Here is a 20,169-nt window from a genome sequence, read left to right on the forward strand (position 1 = left end):
ATGAACGTCTATTCCATCTCGCCCGGCCTGGCCTTCGTCGATGTGCTGGCGGCTGGACTGCTGGAACGCGCCCGGCGCGATCCGCTTCAACTGTCGGACTACACGGTTTTGCTGCCGACCCGCCGCTCGATCCGCGCCCTGAAGGACGCCTTCTTGCGCCATGCGGGCGAGATGGAGGGTGGCGGGGCCTTGCTGTTGCCGCGCCTGATGACGCTGGGCGATCTGGACGAGGACGAGCTGATCTTTTCGGCCAGCCTTGAAGCGGGCCTGCCGCCCGCCATTGATCCCCTGCGCAGAAAACTGCTGCTGGCCCGGCTGATCATGGCGGCCAGGGAAAATCTGACCTGGGACCGCGCGGCCCGGCTGGCGGGCGAGTTGGGACGTTTCCTGGATCAGATGCAAACCCAGGGCATCGCGCTCGAGCGTCTCAATGATCTGGTGCCCGAGGATTTCGCCACCCACTGGGGCGAGGTGCTGAAATTCCTGGGGCTGTTGTCCGATTTGTGGCCGGGCCTGCTGGCCCAGGAACAGGCCATCGATCCGGCAGAGCGGCGCAACCGGCTGCTGCTGGCCCAGGCCGAGGACTGGGAGCGCCAGCCGCCAGCCGGTCCGGTGATTGCAGCCGGTTCCACCGGCAGTCTGCCCGCCACCGCGGCCCTCTTGAAGCGGGTGGCGTCGCTTGAAAAGGGTGCTGTGGTGCTGCCGGGTTTGGACGCGCAACTTGAAGAGGCGGCCTGGAAACAATTGGACGCCAGCCATCCGCAATTCGGCATGAAGCAGTTGCTAGACGAGTTGGGAATCGGGCGCGACGCCGTTCGCCCCTGGCACGATGCGCCGTCGCGCACCTTCCCAGCCCGGCTGAAACTGGTCAGCGAGGCCTTTCGCCCCGCCGCCGCCAGCGACGCCTGGCGCTCGCTGCCGCCACTCCCCGCCCAAGCGCTGGAGGGTCTTTTCTATCTTGAAGCGCCCGACGCCAGAAGCGAGGCCCTGGCCATCGCCCTTTTGCTGCGCAAGGCGGCGGAAAACAAAAGCCAGACGGCGGCCCTGGTCACGCCTGACCGCGATCTGGCCCGACGGGTCAAGGGCGAGCTGGAACGTTGGAACATCGCCATCAATGATTCGGCGGGCAGTCCCTTGTCATCCACCGGCCCCGGCCTGTTCTTGCGCCTTTCGCTGGCGGCGCTGACGGAAGACTTCGCGCCCGTGCCATTGCTGGCGTTGCTGAAATCTCCGCTGGCTGGCCTGGGATTGAGCCCGGCCCGGCTGGGGAGCCTCGCGCGCAGGCTCGAGATCGAAAGCCTGAGAGGTCCGCGCCCAGCACCCGGCTTGGCGGCGTTGCTGCCCGCCCATGATTGGCTTGCCGCCTTGGATCAGGCGGCACAGCCGCTAATGGCCCTGCTTAAGATGCCGTCGGCGCCCTTGTCCGAGCTGGTTGCGGCGCATGCCTTGCTGGCCGAGCGATTGTCGGCCAGCGACGGCGAGACCGGGGCGGCGCGTCTGTGGGCAGGCGAGGCGGGCGAAGCGGCGCTGGATTTCATCACCCGCCTGATGGCGTCGGCAAAGGACAGCGCTGACATTCCGGGGGCGGCCTATCCGGCCCTGTTCGATGCGCTACTCGAGGAGGTGACGATACGCCCCGCCTTCGGCATGCATCCGCGCCTGCATATCTGGGGGCCATTGGAAGCGCGCCTGCAACAAGCCGATCTGCTGATTCTGGGCGGCATGAATGAAGGTGTGTGGCCCGCCCTGCCGCCCGCCGATCCTTGGCTTAGCCGTCCCATGCGCGAAAAACTGGGGTTGCTGTCGCCCGAGCGGCGCATCGGCCTGGCCGCCCATGACGCGGCCCAGGGCCTGTGCGCGCCGGAAGTCATCCTGACCCGTTCGGCCAGGTCGGGAGGGGCGCCCACCCAACCGTCCCGCTTCATCCGCCGTCTGGAAGCGGTGATGAACGCCACCGGCCTTTTGGGTCCGGCTGGCGGCGAGGCCTGGCGATTGGAAGAGCCGCTGGCCTGGGGCGAAGCGCTTGATCACGCCATGCGTCAGTTGGCCGTCGGCCCGCCCGCCCCTTGCCCGCCGTTAAAGGCCAGACCAAACAGCTTGTCGGTCACCCGCATCGAAACCTGGATGCGCGATCCCTATGCGCTTTACGCGCAAAAGATATTAAGGCTCGAGGCGCTCGATCCCATCGATGCCGATCCGGGGGCCGCCGATTATGGCACCCTGATCCATAAGGTGCTGGAGCTTTACGTCCAGAAATGGCCGCAATCGCCGCCCGCTGATTGCCTGGGCGAGTTGCTGCGCCTGGGCGAGGATTGCTTCAGGGCGACATTGGATCGGCCCGGCATCTGGGCCTTTTGGTGGCCGCGCTTCAAAAGCGTGGCGGCTTTCGTGGCGGGGCTTGAGCAAGAGCGCGGTTCATCGGCGCGCCGGCGTTTCGCCGAATGCAAGGGAAGCCTTGAGATCGACGATTTCACGCTGACCGCCAAGGCCGACCGCATCGATCTGCTGACCGGCGGCGGTCTGTCGCTGATCGATTACAAGACGGGTGCCCCGCCGTCTTGGAAACAGGTGAAGGCGGGTTTCGCGCCGCAATTGCCGTTGGAAGCGGCGATGCTGATGGCGGGCGCCTTCAAGGACGTGCCCAAGGGCAAGGTGGAGGAACTGGCCTTCTGGCATTTGTCGGGCGGGCAGAAGGGGGGCGGCCAGTCGGTCTTCAAGGAAGATGTCGAGACGCTGGCGCAAGAAGCCCTTAAGGGCCTTAAGGGCCTGCTGGCGGCCTATCGCAGACCCGAAACCCCCTATCACGCCTGCCCAACCCCCGGCCAAGCGCCCGGCTGGTCGGATTATGCGCATCTGGAACGCAGGCCCGAATGGCAAAGCGAAGAGGACGCGTCATGAGCGGCCTGTCCTTGGAAGCGGCGCGCGAGCAGCGCAGGGCCGCCGATGCAAAGGCTTCGGCCTGGGTCTCGGCCTCGGCGGGTTCGGGCAAGACCAAGGTGCTGGTTGACCGCTTGCTGACTCTGCTGCTGGCGGGCGCCAAGCCGCACCGCCTGCTGTGCCTGACCTATACCAAGGCGGCGGCGGCGGAAATGGCCAACCGCCTGTCGTCCATGTTGTCGTCTTGGGTCACGCTGCCCGAAGCCGACTTGACCAAAAGCCTTGAAGAGTTGCTGGGCCAACCGCCCCAAGCCGATCAATTGACCAGGGCGCGACGCTTGTTCGCCCAGGTGCTGGATGCGCCGGGGGGGCTGCATATCCAGACCCTGCATTCCTTCGCCCAATCGCTGCTGGCCCGCTTTCCGCTGGAAGCGGGGATTGCGCCGCATTTCACGGTGATGGACGAGCGCGACCAAGCGCAGCTGCTCGACGAAGCGCTGCAAGACGTGCTGAACCAGGCGCGCCTGGGGCTGGACGAACCTTTGGCCTTGGCGCTGGAACAAGTGACGGCGCGCATTCACGAGACGCGCTTTGCCGATTTGATGAAGGAATTGTCCAGCGCAAGGGCCAGACTGGCCCGCCTGCTGGCGGCCAAGGGCGGCGTTTCGGGCGTCATGCGAGACGTGCGCGTTCATCTGGGCCTTCATGATGCGGGCGAAACGCTTGAAACGGCGCTGTTGGCGGCCTGCCGCGAAACCGCCTTCGACCAAGCTGGTCTGAAAGCCGCCTTAAGCGCCTTGCAGCAAGGATCGAAAACCGACATGGCGCGCGGCGAGCTGATGGCGATTTGGATGGCGGCAAGCCATCAGGATCGGGCGGCGGGTTTCGATGCTTACGCCCAGGCTTATTTGAAACAGGATATGGGACCGCGCCAGAAAATGGCGACCAAGGCCGCCGCCGAAATCCTGCCCGGCATCGACGAGATTCTGCTAACCGAACAGGCGCGCCTGCTGGCGGTTTACGAGAAACTGCGCGCGCATAAGGTGGCCTTGTCGACGGGGGCCTTGCTGACTTTGGCCGACGCCGTTCTCGACGGTTACGCCAGGCTCAAGGAGCGCCGGGGCAGGCTGGATTACGACGATCTGATCCAGGCGGCAAGGCGGTTGATCCGCCAGGGAACCTCGTGGGTTCTTTACAAGCTGGACGGCGGCATCGACCATGTGCTGATCGACGAGGCGCAAGACACCAGCCCGGATCAGTGGGACATCGTGACCAGCCTGTGCGACGAATTCTTCGCGGGCGAAGGGGCCGGGGTGCAGCCGCGCACCGTGTTCGCGGTGGGCGACGTCAAGCAGTCGATCTACAGTTTTCAAGGCGCCGACCCGTCATCCTTCGAGATCATGCGAGACAGGCTGTCCAGGCAGGTGCCGGAAGGCGGCGGGCGCTGGGAGCCGGTCGATCTGGTGGTCAGCTTTCGTTCAACACGTGCTGTGCTGGAAGCGGTGGACGCCGTTTTCGCCGAAGGCGAGGCCCTGGCGGGGGTCGATCTGGGGCGCGGCTATAAGCGCCATCTTGCGCATCGGGCGAAGGCGGGCGGGGTGGTGGATTTATGGCCGCCTCTGGAACCTCGGGCGCTTGACGAACCGGAACCTTGGAATCCGCCGGTCGAGCGACTGCGCGGCGATGCGCCATCGACCCGCATGGCCCGCCTGCTGGCTAGGCGCATCCAGGCCATGGTGGGCGGCGAACGGTTGGAATCGCAAGACCGGCTTATCGAACCCGGCGACATTCTGGTGCTGGTGCAAAGGCGCGGCGGCTTCATGGCCGATCTGGTGCGAGCGCTTAAATCCCTGGGCGTTCCGGTGGCGGGCGTCGATCGGTTGGTGGTGACCGACCAACTGGCGGTGGCCGACCTGATGGCGCTGGCCCGCTTTGCCCTGCTGCCCGAGGACGACCTGAATCTGGCCTGCGTCCTGAAAGGCCCCTTCCTGGGCTTTGACGAGGAACGCTTGTTCCAGGCCTGTCATCAGCGCAAGGCCAGCCTGTGGGCGGCGCTGGCCGAAAAGGACAAGGGCGCTCATGCTTGGCTAGGCGATCTGCTGCCCCTGGCGGCCCGTTTGGCGCCGCATGATTTCTTCGCGCATCTCTTGGGGCCGCTGGGCGGGCGCAAGGCGCTGTTGGCTCGCCTGGGCCAGGAGGCCCTGGACGCGGTGGACGAATTCATGACGCTGGCCCTGGATTACGAGCGCAGCCATGCGCCCTCCCTGACCGGCTTTCTATCCTGGCTGGAAGCAGGAAAAGTCGAGATCAAGCGCGATCCCGAGCCGGGTTCGGGCGGTTTCGTGCGCGTCATGACCGTTCATGGCGCCAAGGGGCTGCAAGCGCCGGTGGTTTTTTTGCCCGATACGCTGTCGGCCTCGAAGGGGCGCGATTTCCTGGTTTGGACGGCCAAGGGCGCGGAAGGCCTGCCCCTATGGGCGCCCAGCGTCGCTGACCGGTGCCAAGCCGTGACAATTGCCGCTGAAGAGGCCGTGCAGCGGCGTCGCCAGGAATCGCATCGCTTGCTGTATGTGGCGATGACCAGGGCCGAGGACCGGCTGACCATCGCTGGCTGGCAAACATCGCAAACCGCGCCCGCCGACGCTTGGTATCCGCTGATCAAGCAGGGCTTTCTGCGCGTGCAGGCCCCCGAGACCGACGACGCCTGGCTTGCCCAGGATGCCGATTCGCCCGGCCAGAAACTATGGCGTCTGTCATGTCCGCAAGAAGAAGCGGGAATTTCCAAAGAAAAGAAGGCGACAGGGCAAAAGAAAAGCCGGCTGCCGGACTGGGCGTTGCTGCCCGTGGCCAGCGAACCTTTGCCGCTGCGCCCCTTGATCCCTTCGGCGCCCGATTATGTCGAGCCGCTGGCCTTGTCGCCGCTCGATCCCCAAAACGCCCAGCGCTTCGAGCGGGGCCGCTTGATCCACCGCCTGCTGCAAACCCTGCCCGATCTGGACCAGTCCCTACGGATCAACGCCGCCAGCCGCTATCTGGCCCATGCCGCCGCCCATTGGTCCGAAGAGGCCCGCCTAGCCCTGATCAGCGAAGTGCTCATGGTTCTTCAGGACACAGCGCTATCCCCGCTGTTCGGGGCCGGATCGCGGGCCGAAGCGCCGCTGGTGGGGCTGGTCGATGGGCGGGTTCTTTCAGGACAGGTGGACCGTCTGGCCAGAGTGGGGGACGAAATCTGGGTGGCCGATTTTAAAACCAACCGCCCCGTGCCCGCCGATGTTTCGGAAATTCCAGGCGCCTATCTGCGCCAGATGGCGCTGTACCGGGCTGCGGCGCGGCTGCTCTGGCCTGATCTGGCCGTCCGCACGTTCCTGTTGTGGACCGATGGTCCGCTGCTTATGGAAATCAGGCCTTCCTGACCAGCAGGCGGTGAATGCCCAAGGGCGATTCAGAAGACTCTGGAAGAAAAGACAAGATTTCATGGCCCAGTCCCTTGAGGGAACGTGGAACATTCGTCAGTGGTTCTTGACCACAAAGACGAACTTCCAAAACTTCGCCAGGCCTCATCCGCTCTATTTTCAGTTTCGTTTTGACAAAGGTCATAGGGCATACTTCGCCCGTGATATCGATGAAGTAATCAGCATTGGCGGTTTCAGACATAAACTTTCCCGGAACACTAACTTTTGCAGTTGCCAAGAAATCAAAAAAGATGTAGGGAGGTTAGGTCTACATTATCAGGGGCCATTATAATGTCCGGTCTGAACGAATCAAACGAAATGCTCTCGCTGACGGCGCGCATCGTGGCGGCCCATGTCTCCAACAATACAGTGGCGCTTAACGACCTGACGGGTCTCATTCACGATGTCTATCGCGCCTTGACGAATGTTGGCGCCGCCGCGCCGGCCCCGGAACGCCCCCAGCCCGCCGTGCCGGTCAAGAAGTCGGTCACCCCGGACTACATCATCTGCCTGGAAGACGGCAAAAAACTTAAGATGCTGAAGCGCCACCTGAAAACGGCTTACGGCATGTCGCCCGAACAGTATCGCGAACGTTGGGGCCTGACGCCCGACTATCCGATGGTGGCCCCCAATTACGCCGAGCATCGCTCGAGCCTTGCCAAGAAGATCGGCCTGGGCACCAAGCCTCGCAAGCGCTCGCGCCGCCACGACTGAAGTTAACGTTTCATGACGAGCGAAGGGCGCCTTGCGGGCGCCCTTTTGCTTCTGGCCGGTTCTCGGTTATAGTCTTCGACCGTTTGCGTTTATTGACGAAGGAAACATGGCCTCGCGTCTCGAGGAACGTTGTATCGAACAGGGTTTGAAGATGACCGGCCAACGCCGCGTGATCGCCCGTGTGCTGTCGGATGCCGAAGACCATCCCGATGTCGAGGAAGTGTATCGACGGGCCAGCGGCATCGACCCCAAGATCAGCATCGCCACCGTCTACCGCACCGTCCGCCTGTTCGAGGAATCCGGCATTCTGGAGCGTCACGATTTTGGCGACGGCCGCGCCCGCTACGAGCGTCACCCCACCCAGCATCACGACCACCTGATCGATACCAGCACGGGACGGGTGATCGAATTCCAAAGCGGCGAGATCGAGTCTTTGCAACGCGAGATCGCCAAGCGTCTGGGTTTCAAGCTGACCGGACATCGGCTGGAACTGTTTGGCGTTCCCATCAAGGACGGCGACGCCTAAGCGTGGCCGCCAAAGAAGGTCGAGGTTTCATGCCGACACAAGCATCACCCGCCATCCGCGCCGGCCGCTTGGAAGTGCGCTTGGCCGAATCCTTGGCCGAGATCGACGCCTCGCAGGCCCTGCGTTACCGTGTCTTCTATGACGAAATGGGGGCCAAGCCTTCCCCGGACATGGCCGCCAAGGCCCGCGATTTCGACGCCTTCGACGAGGTGTGCGACCATCTGCTGGTTCTTGATCACGGCAAGGAAGAAGGGGCGGCAATCCAGGTGGTCGGCACCTACCGTCTGATGCGCCGCGAGCACGCCCTGAAGGCGGGGCGTTTCTATTCGTCGGGCGAATATGACATCACCTCCATCCTGGCCCATCCCAAGCCGATCATGGAATTGGGACGCTCTTGCGTCGATGCCGCCTATCGCACGCGGGCCAGCACCATGCAGCTTTTGTGGGCGGGCATCGCCGCCTATGTCTTCAAGCACGGCATCGACGTCATGTTCGGCTGCGCCAGCCTGCACGGCACCGATCCCAAGGCGCTGTCGGTGCCACTGTCCTACCTGCATCATTTCTGCCAAGCGCCGCAAGCTCTGTGCCCCAGGGCTTTGCCCGCCCTGTATACCAACATGAACCTGCTGCCCAAGGACGCCATCGACGAAAAATCCGCCCTGGCCGAACTGCCGCCTCTGATCAAGGGCTATCTGCGCCTGGGCGGTTTCGTGGGCGACGGCGCGGTGATCGATCACCAGTTCAACACCACCGATGTGGCGGTGATCGTCAAGACCGACATGGTGGCCGAGAAATACTACAAGCATTACGAACGCACGGCCGGATCGGGAGAGGCTTGACCCACCCGCCATGGTTTCCACCGCAAGCGCCGCCATCCGCCTCTCCTTGTTCATCGCCTGGACATTGCTGTGCCTTGTTCCCTATTTGCTTTTGATGATCCTAAGGGCCGAGGGCGGGCTTTGCCTGTTCTACTGGCGGATCGTTTGCCGCATCACCGGGTTGAATGTCGCCGTTTTCGGACAGATGACCACTGAGCGCCCGGCGCTGTTCGTTTCGAATCACGTTTCCTATCTGGACATTCTGGTGCTGGGCGGTTTGATCCGGGCCAGTTTCGTGGCCAAAAGCGAGGTCGCCGGTTGGCCGGGGATCAACATCATCGCCAGATTGGGGCGCACCATTTTCGTCGAGCGGCGGCCCGTGCGCGCCGCCAAGCAAACCGGCCAACTGGCCAGACGACTTCTTAAAGGCGACTCGTTGATCGTGTTTCCTGAAGGAACCAGCACTGACGGCAACCGGCTGATGCCGTTCAAAAGCACGCTGTTTTCTGCGGCTGAAATCGAGATCAACGGCCAACCGGTCTTGGTGCAGCCTCTGACCATCACCTATACGCGCCTGAATGGCATGCCGATGGGCCGGGTGCTGCGCCCCCTCTACGCCTGGTATGGCGACATGAGTTTGGCGCCACATCTATGGAAAGTGCTGGGTCTGGGCCAGGCCCAGGTCGAAGTGGAATTCCATCCGCCGGTGCGTCTGACCGATTACGCCACGCGCAAAGGCTTGGCTTTGCATTGCCACCGCGCGGTCAGACACGGCCTGTCGCGCGGCCTTTCCGGACGCAGAGACGAACCCGTTCGCACAAAAGCCCCGCAATCAGCTACAGTCGACGCCCATGGCTAAGAAATTGCACATCAAGACCTATGGCTGCCAGATGAACGCCTATGATTCGGCGCGCATGTACGACGTGCTGGCTCCCTTGGGCTACGAGCCGACCGACACGCCCGATGGGGCGGACATGGTGATCTTGAACACCTGCCACATCCGCGAAAAAGCCGCCGAAAAGGTGTTTTCGGAACTGGGCCGCTTAAAGCGTTTGAAAGCGGATGGCCAGCCGATGATCTTGGCCGTTGGCGGCTGCGTCGCCCAGGCCGAGGGCGACCATATCTTGAAGCGTGCGCCGCAGGTCGATCTGGTTTTTGGTCCGCAAAGCTATCACCGCCTGCCCGAACTGGTGGCCAGAGCCGAGCGCCAGCGCGGCCAAGGTGTGCTGGACATCGACATTCTGCCCGAGCCGAAATTCGATCAATTGCCCGAAAGCGGGGCCAGGGGTCCCGCCGCCTTCATCGCCATCCAGGAAGGCTGCGACCGTTTTTGCACCTACTGCGTGGTGCCCTATACCAGGGGCGCCGAATATTGCAGGCCCGCCGCCGACATTCTGGCCGAAGCCGGGCATCTGGCCGCCAGCGGCACGCGGGAACTGACGCTGCTGGGGCAGAATGTGAATGCTTGGCAGCAAGGCGGGCTGGGGCTGGGCCGCCTGATCCGCCAAGTGGCGGCCATACCCGGCATCGAGCGCGTGCGCTACACCACCTCGCATCCGGCCCATGTCGATGAGGAACTGATCGAGGCCCATGCGAACGAAGCCAAGCTGATGCCTTATCTGCATCTGCCGGTGCAATCGGGGTCGGACAAGATTCTGAAGGCGATGAATCGCGGCCACGATGCCGATGATTACCGGCTGCTGGCCCATCGCCTGAAAAGCGCAAGGTCCGACTTGGCCTTGTCGTCCGATTTCATCGTGGGTTTTCCCGGCGAAAGCGAAGCCGATTTCCAGGCCACGCTGGACTTGATCGACGAAGTGGGCTTCGTGCTGGCCTACTCCTTCAAATTCAGCCCGCGTCCCGGCACCGGGGCCGCCGTCATGGATGGGCAGGTGCCCGAAGAGGTGAAGACCGAACGCTTGGCCCGCCTGCAAACCAAGCTGGAAGCCATCCAGGCCAATTGGTACCAAACCATGGTGGGCCGCGACATGGATGTTTTGTTCGACCGCGTCGGACGCCACAAGGGTCAGTTGCTGGGCCGCAGTCCCTTCATGCAGCCGGTGCATGTGAAGGCGCCGGAAAGTCTGATGGGCGGGCTGGCCAAGGTGCGCATTCTGGAAAGCCACGCCAACAGTTTGGCGGGCATGCTGGTGGCGGCATGAAGACGCAGGAACTGACCTTCGCCGACAATGGCCGGCTGCGCGTCATGCTGGGGCCGCACAATCTGAATCTGGAACGATTGGCTAGGCGGGCGGGCATTCAGGCCACCAGCCGCGGCAACAAGATCACGCTGAAGGGACCCGCCGACAGTTTGGCCGAGGTCGAGGCGGCGTTGCTGAGCCTGTGGGAACGCGCGGGCCAGGACGGCGTTCTGGAAACCGCCGACGTCGATGCCGCCCTGCGTCTGTCCGAAGGCGGGGCGGGCGATGTGTCGGGCCTGATCATCCGCACCAAAAAGCGCGTCATCCATCCGCGCAGCCCCAATCAGGCCGCCTATGTGCAGGCCTTGAAAAGTTGCGACCTGGCTTTCGGGCTGGGACCGGCGGGGACAGGCAAAACCTATCTGGCCGTCGCCAAGGCGGTGGCGCAGCTGATCCGCGGCGATGTCGAGCGCATCGTGCTGTCGCGCCCGGCGGTCGAGGCGGGCGAACGGCTGGGCTTCCTGCCTGGAGACCTGCGCGAAAAGGTCGACCCCTATCTGCGCCCGCTTTACGACGCGCTCTACGACATGCTGCCCGCCGACCAAGTGAAGAAGAAACTGGAATCGGGCGAGATCGAAGTGGCTCCCCTGGCCTTCATGCGCGGGCGCACGCTGGCCAACGCCTTCGTCATTCTGGATGAGGCGCAAAACACCTCGCCCATGCAGATGAAGATGTTTCTGACCCGTTTGGGCGAAGGATCGCGCATGGCGGTGACGGGCGATCCCAGCCAGATCGATCTGCCTGCGGGCCAGGCCTCCGGCCTGTTGGACGCCCTGGAGACGCTGAAAGGGGTGACGGGCGTGGGCGTCGTGCGCTTCGGCGCCGAAGACGTGGTGCGCCACGATTTGGTGACGCGCATCGTGAAAGCCTACGAAGCCAAAGAGAAAAAGCGGGAGAGAGCCAGACATGGCTAGCCTTGTCCTTTCCTTGCGCGTCGAAGACGCTGGCTGGAAGAAGAAATTGAAGGCGCCCGCCAAATTGCTGGGCGCCGCCGCGAAGAAAGCCGTGCTGATGGGGGCCAAGGATCTGTCGGGCAAGGTGGAGATCGCGGCCCTGCTGTCATGCGACGACGAGGTCAAGGCGCTGAACAAGCAATGGCGGGGCAAGGCCAAGCCCACCAATGTTCTCTCCTTTCCAGCGCTTGCGGAATCGTCGCCGCCGGGCGGCCCGGTTTTTCTGGGCGATCTGGTTTTGGCGCTGGAGACCATCGAGCGCGAGGCCCTTCAGCAAGGCAAAAGTTTCGAGGCTCATGTCGTTCACCTGACGGTTCACGGTGTTCTGCATCTGCTGGGCTATGACCATCTGGACGGCGAGCAGGCTCGCCAGATGGAGGGATTGGAGCAAGACGTCATGACGTCTTTGGGTTATCCTGACCCCTACCTTGAGGGATAAAAAAAGATGGACGATGGCAGTAGTCGGTTCTTCGGCTTTTTCGGACGCTGGCTGAAGGAGTTCCAGAAGGGAAAGCAAGGCGAATCATCGACCGGGCTTGAGACTCTGGAAGAACTGATCGAGGAGCGCGAGGAAAACGAAGAGCCGTTGGACGCGCACGAACGCCGCTTGCTGGGCAATGTGCTGCGCCTGCGCGACGTGACCGCCTATGACGTGATGGTCCCCAGGGCCGACATCGTGGGCGTGCCCTCGACGCTGACCCTTCCCGAACTGCTGGAAGTTTTCACCCGCGAGGGTCATTCGCGCATGCCGGTCTATCGCGGCACCATGGACGATGCGGTCGGCATGGTTCACATCAAGGACGTTCTGGCCGCCGAAATTTCGGGCCAGCCCTTTCAACTGGGCCGCATCATCCGTCGCGTACTGTTCGTGGCCCCCTCGATGCGCGTCCTCGACCTACTGCTGGAAATGCGCATCAAGCGCATGCATCTGGCCCTGGTGGTCGATGAATATGGCGGCATCGACGGGCTGATCACCATCGAAGACTTGGTCGAGCAGATCGTGGGCGAGATCGAGGACGAGCATGACGAAATGAACGCGCCCGACATCGTGCGCAGGCCCGACGGCCATCTGGATGCCGACGCAAGGGCCACTGTGGAAGAGTTGGAAGAATTGGTCGGCCCCCTTCTAAGCCAGGAAGAGCGCGACGAGATCGACACGTTGGGCGGCCTGGTGGTGGCGCTGGCGGGTCATGTGCCCGCACGCGGCGAATTGATCCGCCACCAGTCGGGCATGGAATTCGAAGTGCTGGAAGCCGATCCCAGGCGCGTGCGTCGCCTGCGCATCCGAAGGCCGACAGCCGACGCGGACGCGCCGCAGGCCGAGGTTTCGTGACCCCGTTCCTCGCCAAATTGGAAGCCTTGTCGGGTTGGCGTCGTCGCGGCTTTCTTGCCGCTTTGGGCGGGTTTGCCGCGCTGGCCTTGCCACCCATCTATTTTTTGCCTGTCCTTGGCTTGTCCTTTGCGGGTCTTGCCTTGCTGTTAAGCGGGGCGGCCAGCCGCAAAAGCGCCTTCGCTACCGGCTGGTGGTTCGGGCTGGGCTTTTTTACCGCCGGACTGTACTGGATTTCCAACGCCCTGCTGGTCGATGCCGCCCGTTTTGCCTGGTTCATTCCCTTCTCCCTTTTCGGCCTGTCGGGCGTGCTGGCGATCTTTTGCGGCTTGGCCACGCTTCTGTCTTGGCGGATTTGCCGCAAGGGCGTGGGCGGCGCGCTGGCCCTGGCCGCCGCCTGGGTCTTGCTGGAATGGCTGCGCAGCTTCGTTTTCACCGGATTTCCCTGGAATCTGATCGCCAGCATCTGGGTGCCGGTCTTGCCGGTGCTGCAATCCGAAGCCTGGATTGGTCCCTATGGGCTGGGTTTCCTGACACTTTGGGCCGCCATCGTCTGGCCTCTGATTTTTCGTGATAGATCGGCGCGCCATCGCTTGCTGGCGGGCCTGCCATTTCTGATTTTGTTGCTGCTGGGAATGGGCGGCTTGATGCGCCTTCAGGGCGGCGACATCGTCATGACCGACGATGTGCGCCTGCGCCTCGTGCAGCCCAATATTCCCCAAACCCTGAAATGGAAGAACGAGCTGCGCTTCGCGCATCTCTTGAAGCTGATCGAGATGAGCCAAGTAGCCAGCGACGAGCCGCCCACGCATGTGATCTGGGCGGAAACCGCCGTGCCCTATATATTGGATCACGATGTGCAGGCTAGGCTGGCGGTGGCCAAGGCGGTTCCCGCGAATGGCTTGGTGATTACCGGCGCGGTGCGCACCACCGAGCCGGGTTTGGAACCCTACCAGATATGGAACAGCCTGCTGGCGATTGACGAATCCGGCCTGATCCGGGGCGTCTTCGACAAATTCCATCTGGTGCCCTTTGGCGAATACATGCCGCTGAAATCGATCCTGCCCTTGAAGAAAATCACCGAGGGCGCCACCGATTTTTCGCCCGGCCCCGGCCCGCTGACCATCGCCCTGCCGGGTCTGCCTCCCGTCGGGCCTTTGATCTGCTACGAGGTCATCTTCCCCCATGCGGTGGCCGAACCCGGCAAACGCCCAGATTGGCTGCTCAATCTCACCAATGACAGCTGGTACGGGATAAGCACCGGTCCTCACCAGCATTTTGCAACCGCCCGCATGCGCGCGGTCGAAGAGGGGCTGCCGCTCGTTCGAGTTGCAAACAGCGGCATCTCGGGCGTCATCGACCCCTATGGCCGCGTAGTGGCCGAATTGGGACTTGGGCAAGAAGGCATCTTGGATAGCCGCCTTCCCAAGCCATTGAATGAGGCAACGATTTACGCCCGGACAGGAGACGTGCCCAGCATTGGAGTTCTTATTCTTTTACTTATTGTCTTGAAATTCATGGTTTGTCACACGGGATTTTCCTCAATACGATACTCGTGAAGCGGTTGACTTACATATTTGCGTATGTCTTACTTTCGGAAAGCCGACGACAACTAGCGTTGGGACAGATCGGCTAACCTTGCGGATCAACACGAAAGAACATAATAAAATGGCTAAAAGTCCCACTCGGAATAAGGGTCCCGTTTCCCGTAAGTCCAGCCGCGGCCGGACGGCGACGGGCAAGCCGAACCCCATCGACGTGCATGTCGGCAACCGCGTTCGCCTGCGTCGGACGTTGCTGGGCATGAGCCAGGAGAAGCTCGGCGAAGCGATCGGGCTGACCTTCCAACAGGTGCAGAAGTACGAGCGCGGCGCCAACCGCGTCGGCGCATCGCGCCTGTACGACCTGTCGCAGGTTCTGGATGTGCCGGTGTCGTATTTCTTTGACGACATGCCTGACGAAGTCACCCGCTCAAGCCCGCGCCAGATTCTCGGCATGTCCGAAGATCCGGCCGCCGATTTCGAGCACGACCCTATGACCAAGCGCGAAACGCTGGAACTGGTGCGCGCCTATTACCGCGTGACCAATCCCGCCGTGCGCCGTCGCCTGTTCGAATTGGCCAAGTCGCTGGCCAATGTCGAAAGCGAAGAAGAAGTCAGCGAAGACTGACGGCAACCATTGCGTGAAGTAATCGCGTATTATTTTTCGCGGTACGCGTAACAACTGCTAGACGCCAAAAACTCCATGTGTAACACTTGTAAAGTGTTAGCATGGAGTTTTACCTTGTCGCGTCCTCAGCCCTACGATTCATCTTCGCCCGCCCCCTCCCAGGATTTTCTTGCCCAGCTTGGACAACGACTTGAAAATCTGCGCCAAGCCAGCGGGTTCGAACGCGCGCAACTGGCAAAATGCGTAGGAATCACGGGCGGCAGGCTGAAGAGGATCGAAGAAGGCCAGGCGCGTCTCGAAGCCAGCCTGCTCTATGCGCTTCTGCAGGCGATGAACGTAAAAGTAGCCGACTTCTTCGATGGGGCCGCCCAAGCCGGGCCGTCGCCGCTTGATCCTGAGGCGCAAGAACTGATGCGCCTGTTCAGCACCATTCCGGACGCTGGCATCCGCCGCTCGATCTTGAAACTGGCCAAGTCTTTGTCGGAAAAACCTTGACGGTTGGCTGATTCCCTGGGAAAACGCACTCCGCGCCAAGCCTTGCGGCATGGCGATTCCCTTTCCTTGATGCCGAAGGAGCCAAGCGTGTCCAAGGCCGACTTTCTGTTCACCAGCGAATCCGTTTCCGAAGGCCATCCCGACAAGGTCTGTGACCGCATTTCGGACGCCGTCGTCGACATCTTTCTGAGCGCCGACCCGTACGCCCGAGTCGCCTGCGAGACGCTGTGCACCACCAACCGGGTTGTCCTGGCCGGCGAAGTGCGCGGACCCGCCTCGATCACGACGCAGCTGATCGAAGACACGACGCGCCAAGCCATCCGCGACATCGGCTACGAGCAGGACGGCTTCCATTGGAAGAACGCCAAGGTCGAGATTCTGCTGCACTCGCAATCGGCGGACATCGCGGTCGGCGTCGACGCTGCGGGCAACAAGGACGAGGGCGCTGGCGACCAGGGCATCATGTTCGGCTATGCCTGCACCGAAACGCCGGTTCTGATGCCTGCCCCCATTTATTACGCGCATGAAATTCTGCGTTCGCTGGCCGAAGCGCGCCATTCGGGGGCCACCACCAAGCTGGGTCCCGACGCCAAGAGCCAAGTGACGCTGCAATATGTGAACGGCAAGCCGGTGCGCGCCACGTCGGTCGTGGTCTCGACCCAGCACACCGAAGACGTCAACCAGGAAGAAGTGCGCGAGATCGTGCGCCCGCACGTGCTGAACGTTCTGCCCAAGGGCTGGATGTGCGACGAGCCGCATTTCTACGTCAATCCCACCGGTCGTTTCGTTATTGGCGGTCCCGACGGCGACGCCGGCCTGACCGGTCGCAAGATCATCGTCGATACTTACGGCGGCGCGGCCCCGCATGGCGGCGGCGCTTTCTCGGGCAAGGACCCGACCAAGGTCGACCGCTCGGCCGCCTATGCGTCGCGCTATCTGGCCAAGAACGTGGTGGCCGCCGGTCTGGCCGACCGCTGCGTGATCCAGCTGTCTTACGCCATCGGCGTTTCGAAGCCCCTGTCGGTTTACATCGACACTTTCGGCACCGGAAAAGTGGACGAGGACAAGCTGTCCAACGTTCTGCAAGATCTGGTGAACTTAAGCCCGCGCGGCATTCGCGAGCATCTGGGCCTGAACAAGCCCATCTATGCCCGCACCGCCTCTTACGGCCATTTCGGGCGCAACCCCGATGCCGACGGCGGCTTCTCGTGGGAAAAGACCGATCTGGTCGATCAGCTCAAGAAAGCCTTTGGCGCCTGATCAGCCCGATAAGGAACGATGCGACGGGGCGGCAGGTCAATCCTGCCGCCCTCCCCGTTTCTATGGTCGGCGCAAGGGAAAGCCGCTGCGCCAGGGCAAGCAGGAACTGATTCAAAATCTGCTGCCCGGCTTGGCGATTTCCACGCCCGCTGCGGGCGAGACCATCGATCCCTTTGCTTTGTTCTCACCCCCGCCAAGCGAGTTGTGGCTGGAAGTGGGATTCGGGGCGGGTGAACACACGGCGGCCCAGGCCAGCGCCAATCCGCATGTCGGGTTGATCGCGTCGGAAGTATTCCTGAACGGGCTGGGCGGACTGTTGAAACATATTGCGGCCTTGGATTTGGCCAACATCCGCATCTATCCCGAGGATGTGCGCAAACTTCTGCCCTCCCTGCCCGATGCTTGCCTGGGGCGCGTCTTCGTTCTCTTCCCCGATCCTTGGCCCAAAAAGCGCCATGCAGTGCGCCGCTTCATCGGACAGGACAATCTGGACCAATTGTCGCGCCTGCTGGCCCCTGGCAAAGAATTGCGCGTCGCCAGCGACCATCCGGTCTATATCGACTGGACGCAAGAACAGATGTCCTTGCGCGATGATTTCAAGCCGGTCTTGCAGACAAGCCTGCGGCCCAGCGATTGGCCGCCGTCCCGCTATGAGCAAAAGGCGCTCGAGAAGGGCGTCGGCTGCACCTATATGGCGTGGGAAAAAAAGTAGCTGTCAGCTATCAGCCGTCTGCGCGCCCGGCGCCGAGGGTCGGCATCACGCGGGCAAGGCCCGCGCGGCGGGTTCCACCCCGCCGAGAGCCAAGCGCCCAAGGGGCGCGCCCGGCGTCTGAGGGACGGCATCACGCGGGCAAGGCCCGCGCGGCGGGTTCCACCCCGCCGAGAGCCAAGCGCCCAAGGGGCGCGCCCGGCGCCTGAGGGGCAGCATTAAGAAGCATCCGCCTCGTCGTTGAAACTGTCAATCAGGGCCGATATGCGTGCCGAATCCACCTGATCCATGATGCTGCGCGCCCTGCGGATGGCGCCGCTCAGATTCATGGCGCGGATGCGCTGCTTGACGCGGCCCAGATGGATGGGGGCCATCGACAATTCGCGGATACCCAATCCCAGCAGCAGCCCGGTCAAGCGGGCCTCGCCCGCCATTTCGCCGCAGACCGACACGGGAATGCGCGCCCGCAAAGCCGCCTCGGTGGCGAATTGAATCATGCGCAACACGGCGGGGTGCAGCGGATTGTAAAGACTGGCCACCTGCTCGTCCGAACGGTCGATGGCCAGCGTGTACATGGTCAGGTCGTTGGTGCCGATGGCGAAAAAATCGGCATGCGTGGCCAGGGCGTCGGCGGTGATGGCGGCGCCCGGAATTTCGATCATGATGCCCAGCGGCGGCAGCGGGTCAGCGATCGGCACCCGCTTGCGCTTCAATTTCTTGGCGATGCGCGTCATCGCCTCGCGCACGCAGGTCACTTCGGCCACGGTCATGACCATGGGCAACAGAATGCGGATCGGTCCATGCGCCCCGGCGCGAAGGCAAGCCGCCAGTTGGGGTTCCAGCAGTTCCGGATGCTTGAGCGACAGGCGAATGGCGCGCAAGCCCAAGGCGGGGTTGAGGCCCGGCGAATCGAGATCGGGCAGTTTCTCGCTGCCCGCGTCCAGGGTTCTGATGGTGACGGGTCGGCCCTTCATCGCCTTGACGATGCCCGAAAGCGCTTGATACTGCTCGTCCTCGTTGGGCAAGTCGCTGCGGTTCATGAACAAGAACTCGCTGCGCAGCAGGCCAACCCCCATGGCGCCCGCGTTCAAAACGCCGTCGACTTCTCCGGGCAGTTCGATATTGGCCATCAGGGAAATCGTCTCGCCGTCCTTGGTCACGGCAGGCAGGCTCGACAGGCCTTCAAGCTGGCGGCGGATGCGCAGATGCTGGGCGCGCAGAGCGCGGTAAGCCGACAAAGTCGCAGCGGAAGGATTGATGATGACCTGGCCAAGCCCGCCGTCGATGATGACGGTCTCGCCGCCGCGCAACCCATCGAGCAAGCCGGAAACGCCCAACACCGATGGAATGCCCAAGGAACGGGCCATGATGGCGGTGTGGCTTTCCATGCCGCCCGCTTCCGTCGCCAATCCAACAACCAGCTTGGGATCGAGAAGGGCGGTGTCGGCGGGCGACAATTCATCGGCCAGCACGGCTGAATTCTTGTTCAATTGCTCGAAGGGCCGCCAGGCGGATTTGTTGAGGGCGCGGATCAGGCGCGATCCCACTTCGCTGATGTCGGCGGCCCTGGCCGCCAGATAGGAATCATCGACCGCCGCCAGCCCCTCGACGATCTCGCCGATCTCGCGCATGACGGCGGATTCGGCATTGATACGTTCTTGCTTGATGCGCGATTCAACGCCGCGCACCAAGCGCGACCCCTTCAGCATTTGAAGATAGGCTTCCAAAAGGTAACCCATTTCCTCGGCCGCCGCCGAAGGCAATTTCTTGGCCTTGTGCAGCAAGTCGTCGACCTGTCGTCCGGCCTGGCTGGCCGCCTGCTGAAAGCGCGCCAGTTCGTCGTCAATGCGAGAAGCGGGAATGCGGTATTCGGGCACATGCACTTGGCCGTGCTCGTGGCGATGCGCGACGCCAACCGCAATGCCGGGAGCTGCGGCCAGACCTTCTAAGATGCGCTCCTTGCCCGATACGGGCTGGCTAGTCTTCATCGAATTTGCGCTCCACAAGATCGGTCAAGGCAGTCAATGCCGCTTCGGCGTCGTCGCCCAGAGTGCGGATTTCGATTTGCGTGCCGGGGGCGGCGGCCAGCATCATCAGACCCATGATCGAGACGCCGGAAACTTCCTGTCCCTTGCGGCTGACGAAGGTTTGGGCGCTGAACTGCCCCGCCGTCTTGACGAATTTCGCGGCGGCCCTGGCGTGCAAACCCAGGCGATTGACGATGGTGACGGTGCGGCTAAGGGCTTCAGGCATGCTCGCCCCCTACTGCGCCAACAGGCGCGAGGCCACGTTGATATATTTGCGCCCCGCTTCCTGGGCGCTTGAAACCGCCATGCCCAGGGGTTCGGAATTGCGCACGCTGGCCAGCTTGATCAGCATGGGCAGATTGACGCCGGCGATCACTTCGATATGCGCCTTGTCCATGATCGAAATGGCCAGATTGGAGGGCGTGCCGCCAAACATGTCGGTCAGCACGACGACGCCCGCTCCCGCATCCACCTTGGCGACCTTGTCCAGAATTTCCTGGCGGCGCACCTCCATGTCGTCATCGGGCTGAATGCAGACCAGCTCGACGGCGGGTTGCTTGCCGACGACATGCTCAAGCGCCGCAACCAGTTCGACCGCCAGGCGGCCGTGGGTAACAAGGACAAGTCCGATCATGAAG

General features: G+C 62.7%; 19 protein-coding genes. 15 read left to right on the forward strand and 4 right to left on the reverse strand.

Annotated features, from left to right (window positions below):
- Both addB and addA read left to right on the forward strand, forming a co-directional pair.
- A complete protein-coding gene (gene addB / locus HQL44_06500) occupies positions 1-2,898 on the forward strand; it encodes a double-strand break repair protein AddB (protein ID MBF0268224.1) in 2,898 nt (965 codons plus the stop codon).
- Positions 2,895-6,290, forward strand: coding sequence for a double-strand break repair helicase AddA (gene addA, locus HQL44_06505; protein MBF0268225.1), 3,396 nt, complete (start codon positions 2,895-2,897; stop codon positions 6,288-6,290). Before addB ends, addA begins: the two co-directional genes overlap by 4 nt.
- Here addA and HQL44_06510 read toward each other — a convergent pair.
- Entirely contained in the window at positions 6,277-6,531 is a 255-nt protein-coding gene (locus HQL44_06510) for a sulfurtransferase TusA family protein (GenBank protein MBF0268226.1), read from the reverse strand. The two genes, addA and HQL44_06510, sit on opposite strands and share 14 nt — an antisense overlap.
- A gap of 89 nt (positions 6,532-6,620) precedes the next feature.
- On the opposite strand from HQL44_06510, the gene HQL44_06515 reads away from it, so the two are divergent.
- The 13 genes from HQL44_06515 to trmB all read left to right on the forward strand — a co-directional run bounded on the left by HQL44_06515 (position 6,621) and on the right by trmB (position 17,507).
- A complete protein-coding gene (locus tag HQL44_06515; GenBank protein ID MBF0268227.1) occupies positions 6,621-7,043 on the forward strand; it encodes a MucR family transcriptional regulator in 423 nt (140 codons plus the stop codon).
- 106 nt (positions 7,044-7,149) lie between these two features.
- Positions 7,150-7,569 carry a transcriptional repressor gene (locus HQL44_06520; protein MBF0268228.1) on the forward strand — a complete coding sequence of 140 codons (420 nt, stop codon included), beginning with the start codon at positions 7,150-7,152 and terminating at the stop codon, positions 7,567-7,569.
- 29 nt (positions 7,570-7,598) lie between these two features.
- Positions 7,599-8,408 carry a GNAT family N-acetyltransferase gene (locus tag HQL44_06525; GenBank protein ID MBF0268229.1) on the forward strand — a complete coding sequence of 270 codons (810 nt, stop codon included), beginning with the start codon at positions 7,599-7,601 and terminating at the stop codon, positions 8,406-8,408.
- A 10-nt stretch (positions 8,409-8,418) separates the two neighbouring features.
- Positions 8,419-9,246 carry a 1-acyl-sn-glycerol-3-phosphate acyltransferase gene (locus HQL44_06530; protein MBF0268230.1) on the forward strand — a complete coding sequence of 276 codons (828 nt, stop codon included), beginning with the start codon at positions 8,419-8,421 and terminating at the stop codon, positions 9,244-9,246.
- Positions 9,239-10,549, forward strand: coding sequence for a tRNA (N6-isopentenyl adenosine(37)-C2)-methylthiotransferase MiaB (miaB, locus tag HQL44_06535; GenBank protein MBF0268231.1), 1,311 nt, complete (start codon positions 9,239-9,241; stop codon positions 10,547-10,549). Before HQL44_06530 ends, miaB begins: the two co-directional genes overlap by 8 nt.
- A complete protein-coding gene (locus HQL44_06540) occupies positions 10,546-11,502 on the forward strand; it encodes a PhoH family protein (protein ID MBF0268232.1) in 957 nt (318 codons plus the stop codon). Before miaB ends, HQL44_06540 begins: the two co-directional genes overlap by 4 nt.
- Entirely contained in the window at positions 11,495-11,980 is a 486-nt protein-coding gene (ybeY, locus tag HQL44_06545) for an rRNA maturation RNase YbeY (GenBank protein ID MBF0268233.1), read from the forward strand. The genes HQL44_06540 and ybeY overlap by 8 nt, the downstream gene beginning before the upstream one ends.
- Positions 11,981-11,986: 6 nt before the next feature.
- Positions 11,987-12,874, forward strand: coding sequence for an HlyC/CorC family transporter (locus HQL44_06550; protein ID MBF0268234.1), 888 nt, complete (start codon positions 11,987-11,989; stop codon positions 12,872-12,874).
- Positions 12,871-14,430, forward strand: coding sequence for an apolipoprotein N-acyltransferase (gene lnt, locus HQL44_06555; protein MBF0268235.1), 1,560 nt, complete (start codon positions 12,871-12,873; stop codon positions 14,428-14,430). The genes HQL44_06550 and lnt overlap by 4 nt, the downstream gene beginning before the upstream one ends.
- 109 nt (positions 14,431-14,539) lie before the next feature.
- A complete protein-coding gene (locus HQL44_06560; GenBank protein MBF0268236.1) occupies positions 14,540-15,040 on the forward strand; it encodes a helix-turn-helix transcriptional regulator in 501 nt (166 codons plus the stop codon).
- Between the two features lie 114 nt (positions 15,041-15,154).
- A complete protein-coding gene (locus tag HQL44_06565) occupies positions 15,155-15,535 on the forward strand; it encodes a helix-turn-helix transcriptional regulator (protein MBF0268237.1) in 381 nt (126 codons plus the stop codon).
- 87 nt (positions 15,536-15,622) lie between these two features.
- Positions 15,623-16,795: a methionine adenosyltransferase gene (locus HQL44_06570; GenBank protein MBF0268238.1), complete on the forward strand. Its 1,173-nt coding sequence runs from the start codon at positions 15,623-15,625 to the stop codon at positions 16,793-16,795.
- Positions 16,725-17,507 (forward strand): tRNA (guanosine(46)-N7)-methyltransferase TrmB, encoded by a 783-nt coding sequence (gene trmB / locus HQL44_06575; protein ID MBF0268239.1) that lies wholly within the window; start codon positions 16,725-16,727, stop codon positions 17,505-17,507. Before HQL44_06570 ends, trmB begins: the two co-directional genes overlap by 71 nt.
- A 215-nt stretch (positions 17,508-17,722) precedes the next feature.
- Here the strand turns inward: trmB and ptsP are convergent, their stop codons facing one another.
- From ptsP to HQL44_06590, 3 genes are read right to left on the reverse strand one after another with little or no spacing between them, the layout of a single operon-like run.
- Positions 17,723-19,492: a phosphoenolpyruvate--protein phosphotransferase gene (gene ptsP / locus HQL44_06580; GenBank protein ID MBF0268240.1), complete on the reverse strand. Its 1,770-nt coding sequence runs from the start codon at positions 19,490-19,492 to the stop codon at positions 17,723-17,725.
- Positions 19,482-19,757 (reverse strand): HPr family phosphocarrier protein, encoded by a 276-nt coding sequence (locus tag HQL44_06585; GenBank protein MBF0268241.1) that lies wholly within the window; start codon positions 19,755-19,757, stop codon positions 19,482-19,484. Before HQL44_06585 ends, ptsP begins: the two co-directional genes overlap by 11 nt.
- A gap of 9 nt (positions 19,758-19,766) precedes the next feature.
- On the reverse strand, positions 19,767-20,165 hold the full coding sequence (locus HQL44_06590) for a PTS sugar transporter subunit IIA (protein ID MBF0268242.1): 399 nt from the start codon (positions 20,163-20,165) through the stop codon (positions 19,767-19,769).
- Positions 20,166-20,169 lie beyond the last annotated feature (4 nt).

It is taken from the genome of Alphaproteobacteria bacterium, from assembly GCA_015231795.1.
Taxonomy (GTDB): Bacteria; Pseudomonadota; Alphaproteobacteria; order Rhodospirillales; family WMHbin7; genus WMHbin7.

Coding starts and splice junctions, on each gene's coding strand:
- HQL44_06585 (MBF0268241.1), bottom strand. CDS start 19,757: ATGCCTGAAGCCCTTAGCCGCACCGTCACCATCGTCAATCGCCTGGGT.
- addA (MBF0268225.1), top strand. CDS start 2,895: ATGAGCGGCCTGTCCTTGGAAGCGGCGCGCGAGCAGCGCAGGGCCGCC.
- addB (MBF0268224.1), top strand. CDS start 1: ATGAACGTCTATTCCATCTCGCCCGGCCTGGCCTTCGTCGATGTGCTG.
- HQL44_06530 (MBF0268230.1), top strand. CDS start 8,419: ATGGTTTCCACCGCAAGCGCCGCCATCCGCCTCTCCTTGTTCATCGCC.
- trmB (MBF0268239.1), top strand. CDS start 16,725: ATGCCGACGGCGGCTTCTCGTGGGAAAAGACCGATCTGGTCGATCAGC.
- ybeY (MBF0268233.1), top strand. CDS start 11,495: ATGGCTAGCCTTGTCCTTTCCTTGCGCGTCGAAGACGCTGGCTGGAAG.
- HQL44_06515 (MBF0268227.1), top strand. CDS start 6,621: ATGTCCGGTCTGAACGAATCAAACGAAATGCTCTCGCTGACGGCGCGC.
- HQL44_06510 (MBF0268226.1), bottom strand. CDS start 6,531: ATGTCTGAAACCGCCAATGCTGATTACTTCATCGATATCACGGGCGAA.
- HQL44_06520 (MBF0268228.1), top strand. CDS start 7,150: ATGGCCTCGCGTCTCGAGGAACGTTGTATCGAACAGGGTTTGAAGATG.
- HQL44_06525 (MBF0268229.1), top strand. CDS start 7,599: ATGCCGACACAAGCATCACCCGCCATCCGCGCCGGCCGCTTGGAAGTG.
- ptsP (MBF0268240.1), bottom strand. CDS start 19,492: ATGAAGACTAGCCAGCCCGTATCGGGCAAGGAGCGCATCTTAGAAGGT.
- HQL44_06560 (MBF0268236.1), top strand. CDS start 14,540: ATGGCTAAAAGTCCCACTCGGAATAAGGGTCCCGTTTCCCGTAAGTCC.
- HQL44_06550 (MBF0268234.1), top strand. CDS start 11,987: ATGGACGATGGCAGTAGTCGGTTCTTCGGCTTTTTCGGACGCTGGCTG.
- HQL44_06590 (MBF0268242.1), bottom strand. CDS start 20,165: ATGATCGGACTTGTCCTTGTTACCCACGGCCGCCTGGCGGTCGAACTG.
- miaB (MBF0268231.1), top strand. CDS start 9,239: ATGGCTAAGAAATTGCACATCAAGACCTATGGCTGCCAGATGAACGCC.
- HQL44_06540 (MBF0268232.1), top strand. CDS start 10,546: ATGAAGACGCAGGAACTGACCTTCGCCGACAATGGCCGGCTGCGCGTC.